Source organism: Carnobacterium mobile DSM 4848 (assembly GCF_000744825.1).
GTDB classification, from domain to species: domain Bacteria; phylum Bacillota; class Bacilli; order Lactobacillales; family Carnobacteriaceae; genus Carnobacterium_A; species Carnobacterium_A mobile.
The window spans coordinates 2,166,769-2,179,351 of record NZ_JQMR01000001.1 but is presented as its reverse complement, the minus strand read 5'-3'; the positions used below and the strand labels follow the sequence as shown (position 1 = coordinate 2,179,351).

The window sequence follows — 12,583 nt, the reverse complement described above, 5'->3', positions numbered from 1 at the left end:
TATCCTTGATTTCGAGTATACTGGTCTTAAATAGAAAAGAGAAGGTGGAGAAAAAATGGTTGAAGTCAAACGTATCGTAACAGGCGCTATTGAAGAAAATTGTTATCTTATTTATGAAGATGTCACTGCTTTGATCGTTGATCCAGGCGATGACTTCCCAAAAATCATGCAAACTATTGAGGATCTGCAAGTCACTCCTGTCGCTATTTTGCTAACTCATTGTCATTATGACCATATCGGAGCTTTAGAAGAAACGCGTACAACATACAATGTTCCTGTATATGTTAGTTCTTTAGAAAAAGATTGGCTTAGCAATCCAGAGCTAAATCTTTCTGTTCATGGAGGCAAACCGGTTATCGCACAATCGGCTGATTTTGAATTTGAGATGATGAGAGATTACACTATAGGCGGCTTGTCATTCAGAGTCGTTCCGACACCAGGGCATTCGCCTGGAGGGGTCAGTTTTATTTTTGAAGACTTCGTTATCACAGGAGATGCTTTATTTCAAGGCAGCGTAGGTCGTACTGATTTGCCTGGTGGCGATCATGAAGCATTGCTGGAAGGAATCCGTGAGCAGCTCTTTACTTTAGAAGACGAAATGCAGATTTATCCAGGACACGGCGATGCTTCAACTATTGGAGACGAAAAATTAACGAACCCTTTCTTCAATTAATTAAAGAGTCAGTCGTGAACGAATCAAGTACACTGCTAAAACCTTCATTTAGCAGTGTTTTTATTATGAATAAGGAGGCATTTTAAATGAAAACCATTCTAGTTTTGCACACCGGAGGAACCATTGCGATGAGCGAAGATCAAACGACGGGTAAAGTACGCCCAAATGCAGAAAATCCTTTACAAAAACACAGTCATTTGTTTGATCATGAAGCTCATCTGATCGTGGAAGATTTTTTTCAGCTTCCTTCTCCGCATATTACACCCAAAGAAATGTTGTTGCTAAAAAACCGGATTGAAAAAGCCATACTATCGAAAGAAGCTGATGGAGTAGTTATTACACATGGAACCGATACACTTGAAGAAACAGCTTACTTTTTAGATTTGACACTGGACCACCAAGTGCCCATCGTCATCACCGGTGCAATGCGTTCCAGCAATGAAATTGGATCGGATGGTCTTTACAACTTTCAAAGCGCTGTTTGGGTTGCCCTAACAGATGAGGCACAAAATAAAGGTGTCTTGGTGGTTATGAATGACGAGATCCATACAGCCCGCTATGTGACAAAAACACATACATCAAATGTTGCAACTTTCCAAACACCTACTTTTGGACCGATCGGCCTTATTTCTAAAAATGAAGTTCTTTTTTTCCAAAAACTGATTGCTGAAGAAAAATTTGAGATTTCAACTGTGGATAAAGCTGTTTATCTTTTAAAGGCCTACTCTGGAATGGATGGCGTTTTATTTGATGCATTAAACAATGACCAAACCGATGGACTGGTCATAGAAGCCCTTGGTGCCGGAAATTTACCGCCAGCGACTCTGCCAGCATTGCAGCGTATTTTAGACCGGAATATTCCTGTTGTTTTGGTTTCACGCTCTTTTAACGGAATTGCTCAAGATGTCTATGATTATTTAGGTGGCGGCAAACAATTAAGTGAAGCAGGCGTTATTTTCACCAATGGTCTAACTGGCCCTAAAGCTCGAATCAAGTTAATGGTCGCTCTAAATAAAACACAAAACCTTGAGGAAATTGCTCAATATTTTTAACTAAAAAAGCTCCATGGTCTCTAGTACCAGAGACCATGGAGCTTTTTTAGATCAATTTTCTAATGTATACAATGTGATGTGAGGTTCTTTACCTGTTTCACACGCAGATATATCCATTGTCTTTGCTTCTGGTTCCGGGAAATACCGCAACGAGAAGACCTCTTCCCCTTTATTTACAAAGAGTTCTAATGAGGAACTTTCAAGAAACAAATGAAGCTGCGTTAACGGGTTCTTCAACGTAACTGCTCGCGTTTCTCTCTTACCAGTCAACCAATTTAAACGTGAAACTTCCACTCGGTTTAGCCGTGCATCGTATTCAATGCTACTATTCTTCCTTATCTGAAGCTTGAATGAACCGGCTGTTTTTCTCCACTCTACCAGAATTTCATTTTGAAATGTAGGCAGCTGCAGAGAAGCTTCGGCCTTTCCTTCCATGATCAACGGCGAGCCCTGTCTTAGTTGCCTCAATTCTGCTACTGGCTGCTGTTTTAGCTGTCCATCACTATACTTTAGTTCTCTAGGAATGGTCAAATTATGGATCCAGCCATCTTGAACAGTCGGCACAGCCGCTTCAACTTCTGGTTCCATTACGCCCATCCATCCAAAAAGAATTTGTCGGCCTTTATCATCTTGAAACGTTTGCGGAGCATAAAATTCAAATCCTCTATCCAATTCTTTAAAAGGCTGTTGATCAATTAAAAACTTGCCAGCTTCTGTAAACACTCCTGTTAAATAACCGGAGTGGTAAAGATTATTAAATTCATCGCCTTTAGCCAGCAACCCTTGAGGAGAAAAAATAAATGCTGATTTTTGATTGAATTGGACTAAATCCGGACATTCCCACATAAACCCGAAATCAAATTCCTCATCCAAAAGCGAACCTTTGAGTATCCAATCCATTAAATTATCCGAATGGTAAACCAAAGCATCGCCTGTTAACTCTTCTTTTTGAGCACCTAACACCATCCACCAGTCATTATTCTTTCCTTGCCACACTTTTGGATCTCTTATATGTGCCGTGTACCCCTTTGGTTGATTCAAAATGGGACCTTTCTTTTCAAAATGGATGCCGTCTTCTGAAACAGCTAAACATTGGTAGCTTTCGCGTTCATTTAGTCCATTTCGAACATTTCCGGTATAAAATAAATAGAGCTTATTTTCAAATGCTATGGCACTGCCGGAATAACAGCCATTTTTATCAAACCAATCAACCGGCTCCAAAGCTACTGGCTGTTCAGTCCAGTGAACCAAGTCCGTTGAAGTGACGTGTCCCCAACTTTTGGTATTATGGGTCGTATCATTTTGGTTCCATTGATAAAAGACATGATACACTCCTTTGAATTGAACCAGTCCATTGGGGTCATTTAGTAATCCTTTGGGCGGCGTAATGTGGTATCCCAGATCATATTGCCCCCTATTTTTAGTACGTGTCATGCTTAAACTTCCTTTCAAGCTTCTATTTCTTTTTTCATTTTGTCGCTATAACCAAATAAATAAGTTAAGACAAAAGCTACTGCAATGGCGATCACATTCGTCAACAAATACCACAGAATTTGGCCGTTTAAATAAAGCAAAGTTCCTGGAATAACCGTTACAGCCATCCCTGTTGCTTCTAAACCAATAATATTTCCAAAGAAACCTCCTGCTGCTCCGCCTACTAAACCAAAAATAAACGGTTTAACATAACGCAAATTCACTCCGAAAACAGCTGGCTCTGTGATGCCAAGAAAGGCTGATAATGTAGAAGGATAAGCCAATGCTTTTAATTTTTTAGATTTCGTTTTCATGGCTACAGCTAAAGAAGCTCCGCCTTGTGCAGCAACACTGGCAGTAATGATTCCGTTATATGGATTTACTCCAGTATTTGCCAATAATTGAATTTCTAGGAAGTTAAACAAATGGTGAATACCTGTCACAACAATAATTTGATTTAATCCGCCAATGATCAACCCTGCTAAACCAAACGGCAATCCTAACGCCCAAACAGTCGCGTTTAAGACGACTTCTTCTAATGAGTGGAAAACGGGACCTATTGCAAATAACGATAACATACTCATAATCAAAAGCGTTAAGAAAGGCGTCAGTAGTAAATCTAAATACTCTGGAACATATTTCCGAATCCATCTTTCTAATTTGGCCCCTGCAAAACCAGCGATAAAAGCAGGCAAAACAGTTCCTTGGTAACCAACTACTGGGATAAAGCCAAACATTGTGATGGGATTTGCCGTACCCGCTGCTACTTCATAAGCATTCGGAAGAGCCGGATTAACTAGCATCAATCCTAAAACAATCCCAATAACAGGTGATCCGCCAAATACTTTAAACGAAGACCAGGCAACCAATGCCGGTAAGAAAGCAAAAGCTGTATCGGTTAATACTTCTGTATACATTAAAAAGTTGGCACTAATGTCTGTGGGCGCCATTCCAAAAATTGCCAAAACTTGTTCTTGTGTCAATAGACCGCGCAAGCCCATAAATAACCCAGTCGCAACCAATACAGGAATGATGGGAACAAATACGTCTCCAAAAGTACGAATCATTCGTTGGAATACATTTCCTTGTTTTTTGGTCTCTTGTTTCATTTCAGCAGTTGATCCTCCAGAAGCACCTAATCCAACTACTTCTTCATATATTTTATTAACGGTACCGGTTCCAAAAATAATTTGAAATTGTCCTGAATTAAAAAAGGCCCCTTTTACTTTCTGAATATTTTCTACCGCTTCTTTGTCTATCTCTTCTTCTTTGTTGACCATAATACGCAAGCGAGTGGCACAATGAGCAACGGAATGGATATTTTCTTTTCCGCCCACTGCAGCAATAACTTCTTGAGCAATTCTTTGATTTTCTGTCATTTTTATTTCCTCCTTTTACTGGTCCGTCAATATTCGGAACCGGTTCTGTTTTTATTGTAACCGTTTTTATATTATTTGTCCAGTACTAATTGATTAGAAATAAGAAAAGTGGGACAAGCCCGCTCCAGATCGAAAGAAATTTAGAAAATACGACCTGGAGCGCAACATGGAAGTTGAGTAGTATGCAAAAGAGCAAACGCGCCTCTGTTTTAGCTGGTCTACTTATTAGACCGTCAAGGCAGTAAAAACTTATAGAACCCTATTCTATTTAAAAAATCTGCAAACAAAGTTGCAGATTTTTTTAATCGTGTCTTTTAGTCGATTCATTTACAATTAATTCATTGGTTAAGACGGTTTTCTCAGGAATATCCGATCCCTCTAGTAATAACAACATATTTTTAACAGCCATTTCTCCTAATTCTTGATAAGGATACTTTACAGTGGTAATCGTTGGAGAAACGACTGAAGTTATTTGGTATCCGCCGAACCCTGAGAGTGAAAAAACAGCTGGAATAGCTATTTTCAACTGATGCGTTGCTTTCAACACTGCCAGTGCGATATTATCAGTCGCACAAATAATATAAGATGCTTTTATTGTAGGCAGTACTTTTAAAGCCTGCTGGTAAGCAGCTTCAAAAGAAAAGCTGGTTTCCATCACTTCAATAGTGCTGTCGGGACTTTCCTTAAGAGCATCTACTACTCCTTTTTTACGCAATTGACCTACAGCCACATCTGCTTCAAAGACATTAAAGTAAAAGAACTGTTTGTGGCCTAAACTAGTGGCGTATTTTCCTAGTTTAAACCCCGCTTTATACTCGTCATGAACAATGGAATACAGCCCTTCCGCTTGCTGACCTAGTAAAATAACCGGCACCCCTACGTCAGCAATAGCTTTTTTATGAGCTTCTGTAATGACCGTCGCAAATAACAAGATACCTGCAACTTTTTGTCTGGCTAGGGAATAAATACTCTCCACTTCCCGATCTGGCGTTTGATTCGTATTGGTAATCAGCAGTTGAAAGTTTCGCTTTCTCAGCCCTTCATCAATAGAAAATAGGGCTTCATTTGCAGAATAAGAATCTAAGCGGGGAATGATCGTTCCAATCATATTGGTTTTCTTTGCTTTCAAGCTTTGTGCGAATGTATTAGGGACATAGCCGGTTTCTGCAACAATTCTGTCTAATTTTTCTTTTGTTTTGCGGCTAACGGATCCCCCATTTAAATACCTGGAAACGGTGCTCTTGGCGACTCCGGCCTGTTTGGCAATATCATTGATCGTTACCATCTTTTCACCTGCTTGTTTCTTCTTCGATTTTTTGCCATTCCATACTGGCTTCGCTGTTCACCACATCTCCAGTCATAATACGATGAGCAGTGATGGTCTTTCCTTCTGTAGTTTCGCGTAGACTCATTTGGCTTTGGATACGGTTGCCGTAATAAACTTCTTTTTCAAATTTGATATTAAGATACGTTAGTTTTTGACTAGTCATGAAATCGTAATCCAATGTATCTAAAGCCCAATCAATGTACTTAGAGTTGTTTACATGACGATTGCTGTCAATGTCTAAGTAACGAACATGGTACTCATTGGTTACAGCTGTTTCTTCTGTAACTTTTTCAGGTTTTGGCGTCCGAATCAATTTCTTTAAAAATGGTGTTTGAAAAGGAGCTACCACTTCTTCTTGCACCCGTACCATTTTACGTTTTTCAATGTCTAACAAAGCAAATGTACTTTGAGCCGTTACACATAAACGTCCAGCTTCATCATATACTTTAAATTCACGATAACAGAATAATTTATTATAAGATAAAGCTTGTGTTGTTACTTTAATCGTCTGATGAGCTGTGGGAATCTGTTCTATCTTCATTTCATATTGCAACACGATCCAAGCTAACCCTTTTTTAGCTAGTTCTTCATCACCTACACCTAATTGATGACTTTGTTCGCCAGAAACTTGCATCATAATATTGATCAACATCGGAATCGTCAATTGCTGATTTGTGTCGCATTCATAATAGTTAATTTGGTGTTTTTTCTCAAAAATTTGTTCTGTCATTCTACTTCCTCTTTTCATCTACCTGATTCTAAATCAAATATAGCATACCATTATTTTATGCGCCAACGTTAAATGGATTAAAAAGATAAAAAAAAGGTTCTTTATCAAATCGTGTTGGTAATGCTTAATAATGAAATTTCCTCCGGAATTTACGCGTCTGCTTGCAAGAGCCATGGGAACGACTGGAGCCTTTCATGTCTCCAGCCTTTCAAGCCTCAAACGAAGCTTAACCGCTTCGTAATTCGCATTGAATCCTTTACATGGCTGCAAGCAGCCGCTATTCCTCCTGAAATTTCAAGTTGTGGACTAGATCCATTCTTCTTACCAACACTAAAAATAATAGAACCAAAAAAATACTGCCCAGAAACCGAGACAGAAGAATGTCTGGTTTCTGAACAGCTTTTTTTACAATTGTTGCAATAAATCAAATTGAGTCTTATATAAATCATAATAAAGACCTTTTTCTGCCATTAGTTCTGCATGGCTTCCTGCTTCTTGTATCTTTTTATCCGCAATATAGAAAATCCGCGTACTGTTTTTGATCGTGGATAGCCGGTGAGCAATGATAAATGCAGTCCGTCCTTCCAGCAAACGGTCTAACCCTTCTTGCAGCAGAATCTCTGTTTGTGTATCAATACTAGAGGTTGCTTCATCTAAGATCAATACTTTAGGGTCTGACAATAAAGTTCTGGCAAATGAGATCAGTTGGCGTTGTCCAGCTGACAAGGTGCTTCCGCGTTCTTTAATGACTGTATTGTACCCATCTTTTTGTTGCATAATAAAATCATGGGCACGTACGATCTTGGCTGCTTCAATCACTTCTTCTTCGGTAGCATCTAATTTGCCGTAACGAATATTTTCCATAATCGTTCCCGAAAAGATAAACGTTTCTTGTAACATAACTCCCATCTGATTTCTTAATGAGTTTAAGGTTACTTTTCGGATATCAATACCGTCTACTAAGATTTCCCCATCATCCACATCATAAAAGCGACTGATCAGGTTGATAATAGTTGATTTTCCCGCACCAGTTGGTCCTACCAATGCTATCGTTTCTCCTGGTTTTGCGTGGAAAGACAAGTGTTCAAAAATGGTTTGTCCCGGTTGGTAGCCAAACGTTACATTATTAAAAACCACGTCTCCTTTTACTGGCGGCATTTCAAAAGCATCTTCAGCATCTGTAATTTCAGGTTCAACATCTAACGTTTCAAAAATACGTTCTAGATAAGCTGTACCAGTGATCAAAGAGTTATAGAAGTTCCCAATGTTGACCATTGGATTCCAAAAGTTATTGACGTATCCAATAAACGCAATCAAAACACCCGTCGAGACATCCACGCCGATTCCGCGTACGCCAATAAAGTAAATAATGGAGATGGTAATGGTGGCAACGTTTTGAATCGCCGGTGCTAGTAAGAACTGGATTTTAACAGCCTTTATCCATGTTGTTCGTTGTTCTTCACTGACTTCTGCAAAGATTTTATTGTTGATCGTTTCGCGTGTAAAAGATTGCGTAACCTTGATCCCAGAAACACTTTCGTGAATATAAGCGTTTAGGTTGGCTTGCTTATTGCTAACTTCTTGATACGCTTTACGCTGAGCGTTTTGGATCAAAATGGTCGCTATAAATAAGATAGGCAATAAAATAAAACTATACAAAGTCAGTTTTACATCAATTGCAAACATAAAAGCTAAGGTAACCACCAAACTCAAGACATCTGAAATCACGTTGATCAGCCCATTTGACAACAAATCGCTTAATGAGTTGATGTAGTTGACTACCCGTATAACAATTTTTCCGTGCGGCCGTGTATCAAAATAAGAAAAAGATAGTTTTTGGATGTGTTCAAAAATCTCTGAACGCATATCTTTCAATACATCTTGGCCTAGCAAAGTGATATGTTGAATTCGGTATCTGGTACACCATCCGCCGACAATCGTAGCTAAAGAAAAAGCGACAATAATGATAGTCATTAAAAAGCCATTTTTATTCGGAATAGCATTATCGATCACGATACTGGTCAAATACGGTCCTAACACTAAGACAAGGTTGGATATCAAGATTACGACTAATATCTTAGAAATGGCTTTTTTATACGGTTTTAAATAACCGCCCAAACGCCTAAATTGATCTTTATTAAATTCTTCTTTTAATTCTTCATCTTTTCTGATACTATTCTGTGCCATCGTTTGCCGCCTCCTCTTCAGACTCACCTAGTTGTTTCAAGTAGATCTTATAGTAAGCTCCTTTAGCAGCCAATAACGATGCATGTGTTCCCCGTTCAATTATTTTACCATGTGAGAGAATAATGATTTCATCTGCTCGTTTAACAGAAGAAATACGGTTGGCAATGATAAAGGTTGTTTTTTGCTGCATCACATCTTGTAACTCCTGTTGGATTTTCACTTCTGTTTCCATATCAACAGCAGAAGTCGTGTCATCTAAAATAAGAATCGCAGGGTCTTTCATTAAGCCACGGGCTAAAGAAATCCGCTGACGCTGTCCGCCTGATAACCCACTGCCTCGCTCGCCTAGAAATGTATTGTATTGGTCTGGCATACGTTCAATAAATGGACTGGCATCTGCAATACGGGCCATTTGCTTGATCCGTTCTAGTTCTGCTTCTGGTGTTCCAAAAGCAATATTTCCCTTGACCGTTTCCGAAAATAAAAAGACATCCTGCATCACAATAGCAATGTGTTTTCGTAATTCTCGAATGTTGATCCTTCTTGCATCTTGGCCATCAATTAAAATGCGTCCTTCTGTTGGGTCAAAAAATCGTGATATCAAATTCACTAAAGTTGATTTTCCTGAGCCTGTTTCACCTAAGATCCCAATGGTTTGTCCCGGTACAGCTTTTAATGAAATATGGCTCAATACTTCCGTATCAGGATCATCAGCGAAGTGAAAAGAGACATCTTGAAATTCTACTATCCCTCTGATCGTTGGTGTGGTTTGTCTTTTTTCTAGCGGGATCATTGGACGAGCTGCTAATAATTCCCTGATTTTATAGGTAGATGTAATAAAATGCTGTAAATCATTGACGTACCAACCAACATTACGCATAGGCGTGTTCAGCATCCAAATAAATCCATTGAACGCTACTAAATCGCCGACACTCATTTTGCCATTAATGACTAGGAAACCGCCAAATCCAATGGTAATAACTGATAAGAAAGCTGCCAAAGTTTCCAAAATCGGCATATACGTTTTTGTCACATTAGCCGATTCAATATTTCGGCGTTTATAATCTTCATTAAATTTATTGAATTTTTCGATTTCATAATCTTCCCTAGCAAAAGCTTTCACTACTTTGTTTCCGCTGATATTTTCTTCTACCATTGAATTCAATCTAGAAAAACTTTCCCGAATTTCATAAAAAACAGGATTGGCTTTACGAGACAAAATGACAGTTAGAATACCGATAAACGGAGTGACGACCAATAATGACAGCATCAGTTGCCATTGAATGATCCCCATCACCACAATAGCTGAAACTAGTAATAATATGTTGTCTAAAACATTGTATAGCAACCATGAGATGGCATGCCGGATAGCATCTGTGTCTCCTGTCATCCGCGCCATCAAATCCCCTACTCTTGTGTTGTTAAAAAAACTGAAATCGAGCTCTTGCAGCTTTTGGTACATATCTTCACGGATACGATACAATGCATTTTGTCCGACCCGTTCAAACATAATTTGATAAATATAGCGAAGAATAGTTCGAATAAATGAAGCAATAATCATGGCAATTAATAAAGGTACCAATAAACCAGCTTTTTGATCTACTATTACATCATCGACGATCATTCCTCCAATCAATGGCGAAACAACGTTTAATATAGCCACGATTACAACTAGTACTGTGGCGATAAATACTCTCCACCAATAGGGTCTCATATATTTTCCTACCCATTTGATACTTTCCATACTTTTAGCCCCCTCTTTTAATTAATCGTTACTTTCAATGATAATGAAAACCTGTAATAAATAGAATGGTCATTTTTATTAAATAAGATGGATAAAATACCCAATCTTTTTCTTTCTTTCATTTACAATGCTGAAAAATTGCACTGTTTTGCTAGATACTTTATAATTTTAGGTAACTAGTTCAACTGACTGCAGGAGGTGAAAAAATGTTCAAGGTGAATGCTAAAACGTTTAATCCTGAGATTCTATATGTGTTTGATGTGACTACTTCTGGCTCATCAATCGGCAGCAAACATCATCACGACTTTTTGGAAATGTCTGTGATCGTAGAAGGGGAAGCCTTCTACACTATTGAAAACCAGCTCAATCATTTAGAAGAGAAAACCATTCTGCTATTTAATCCTGGTGTGGACCATCATGAACATTCCATTTCGGGTATGGAAAGCACTCAATTGCATATCGGCTTTCGAAATGTCACATTGGATTGCTTTCCAAAAAACTTTTTCCCTATTGAGTCCCCTATTATTCATTTAAGTGAACACAATGAGGATTTTTTTACCATTTGCCGTAAAATCATGACTGAACGATCAGCTAATCAACCTGGTCATGAATTGATGCTGAAATCATTAGTTACAGAATTAATTGTCTTGCTGCTGCGAGATAAGTATGCGCTCACCCATCAAAATACTGCAGTGGCTCTTTCCAAAGAAGAGCAAGATAAACAGCAGTTGGTCAACGATATTATTCATTATTTAGAAGCTCATTATCCAGAAGACATCACCTTAAATAGTCTGGCACAAAACTATTTTATCAGCCCCACTAATCTCTCTCGTGTTTTTAAAGAAGAGACCGGTGACTCTCCAATCAATCATTTGATCAAAATACGTTTAGAACAAGCAAAAGTGTTAATGGAAACGGAGAAAGAAATTACGATTAAAGAGATTTCACATTTAGTAGGATACGAAGATGCTCTTTATTTCAGTAAATTATTTAAAAAATACTATGGCCAGGCGCCTTCTGCTTTTTTGAAAAAAAGCAGTTGAATTCGTACCAATCGACAAAAGAAAAATCCAAAAAGGTATCTCTTCTCAAATTTGAAGAGATACCTTTTTTGTATGAACTTATTGCAGTTGCAATTCGTCTAGCTTTTCTTGACTGTGGTCGGCGAAGCCATTGGGAAAGTGGTTTTATTCCGCAATTCGAAATAAGTTTCGCGGTAAGGATGAATGGAATTTTCATGCCACGGTTTTTCATGCCCACAAAAGTGGATAATAGCCGGATCATGTTGTGCTTCTTCCCATTTCAATTGTCCTGATTTTGTCGGGTGTTCTTTTTCTTCTAACATCATATACGTTTGTGCATTCCAACGCGGATGCAATTCCAACCACCGATCATGCAAAATAGCATTTAAGGTATCTTGATCATGGAAACGCAATAATTCTGGATTTTTATCGATAAAGTCAAAGGCTTGTTCTGTGATTTTCTCTTCACGCCATTTCTTCAAATCCATGACCATCATTCCTGAATTGAAATAGCGGTCTGATTTAGAATCAATTCCCATTAAATTCAGACGATCGTGAAATCCAGCATCTTCCACAGCTGCTAATAGCTTATCTCCTAAGTCTACTTCCCAGATGTTTTGAATGTCTTCTATACAAATCATGTCGCAATCCAGATAAATGGCACGATCCAAGTCTTTTAAAAGATTTGGAATCGAAATCCGGTAATAAGCTGTTCTAGGGATTCGGTCACTTTCAACCACATTTTCAAATTCTGATTCGTCTATTGTTAAGTAACTGATACGAGCATTGTATTTATTTACGGTACGGTTTAATAACATCTTTGAGTTCAATGAAATTTTATCATCAATTACATAAAAATGTAAAACAGTATCTGGTCTTTTAGTTTCCAGTAGCGAAAGAAACAGTGTAGCTAAATGGGGAACAAAAGCTTCGTTACTCGATGATACAATTGTAATATTTTTAGAATCAAACATAACTATTTCCTCCTTCAATAAA

Annotated in this window: 9 protein-coding genes and 1 pseudogene; 3 read left to right on the top strand and 7 right to left on the bottom strand. The window is 38.3% G+C overall.

The features are described from left to right. Positions 1 to 55: 55 nt before the first annotated feature. Entirely contained in the window at positions 56 to 673 is a 618-nt protein-coding gene (locus BR87_RS10400; protein WP_035031836.1) for an MBL fold metallo-hydrolase, read from the top strand. Between the two features lie 86 nt (positions 674 to 759). After that, positions 760 to 1,725, top strand: a complete 966-nt coding sequence (locus tag BR87_RS10395) for an asparaginase (protein ID WP_035031834.1) — start codon at positions 760 to 762, stop codon at positions 1,723 to 1,725. Positions 1,726 to 1,776: 51 nt separating this feature from the next. Here BR87_RS10395 and BR87_RS10390 read toward each other — a convergent pair whose 3' ends face one another. The 6 genes and pseudogenes from BR87_RS10390 to BR87_RS10360 form a co-directional block, all read right to left on the bottom strand. Further along, positions 1,777 to 3,159 (bottom strand): glycoside hydrolase family 32 protein, encoded by a 1,383-nt coding sequence (locus tag BR87_RS10390; protein WP_035031831.1) that lies wholly within the window; start codon positions 3,157 to 3,159, stop codon positions 1,777 to 1,779. A gap of 38 nt (positions 3,160 to 3,197) precedes the next feature. Further along, positions 3,198 to 4,577, bottom strand: a pseudogene (locus tag BR87_RS10385) (sucrose-specific PTS transporter subunit IIBC); the annotation flags it as partial. Positions 4,578 to 4,878: 301 nt separating this feature from the next. Beyond that, a complete protein-coding gene (locus BR87_RS10380) occupies positions 4,879 to 5,862 on the bottom strand; it encodes a LacI family DNA-binding transcriptional regulator (protein ID WP_035031826.1) in 984 nt (327 codons plus the stop codon). A 4-nt stretch (positions 5,863 to 5,866) separates the two neighbouring features. Beyond that, positions 5,867 to 6,634: an acyl-[acyl-carrier-protein] thioesterase gene (locus tag BR87_RS10375; protein ID WP_035031823.1), complete on the bottom strand. Its 768-nt coding sequence runs from the start codon at positions 6,632 to 6,634 to the stop codon at positions 5,867 to 5,869. Positions 6,635 to 7,039: 405 nt separating this feature from the next. Continuing rightward, complete coding sequence (locus BR87_RS10365; protein ID WP_035031817.1) at positions 7,040 to 8,821, bottom strand: ABC transporter ATP-binding protein; 1,782 nt, start codon at positions 8,819 to 8,821, stop codon at positions 7,040 to 7,042. Further along, on the bottom strand, positions 8,808 to 10,565 hold the full coding sequence (locus tag BR87_RS10360; RefSeq protein ID WP_035031814.1) for an ABC transporter ATP-binding protein: 1,758 nt from the start codon (positions 10,563 to 10,565) through the stop codon (positions 8,808 to 8,810). Before BR87_RS10360 ends, BR87_RS10365 begins: the two co-directional genes overlap by 14 nt. Before the next feature lie 206 nt (positions 10,566 to 10,771). Between BR87_RS10360 and BR87_RS10355 the strand changes: the two genes are divergently transcribed. After that, positions 10,772 to 11,608, top strand: a complete 837-nt coding sequence (locus BR87_RS10355; protein ID WP_035031812.1) for a helix-turn-helix transcriptional regulator — start codon at positions 10,772 to 10,774, stop codon at positions 11,606 to 11,608. Positions 11,609 to 11,706: 98 nt separating this feature from the next. Here BR87_RS10355 and BR87_RS10350 read toward each other — a convergent pair whose 3' ends face one another. After that, entirely contained in the window at positions 11,707 to 12,561 is an 855-nt protein-coding gene (locus tag BR87_RS10350) for a glycosyltransferase family 8 protein (protein ID WP_035031809.1), read from the bottom strand. Positions 12,562 to 12,583 lie beyond the last annotated feature (22 nt).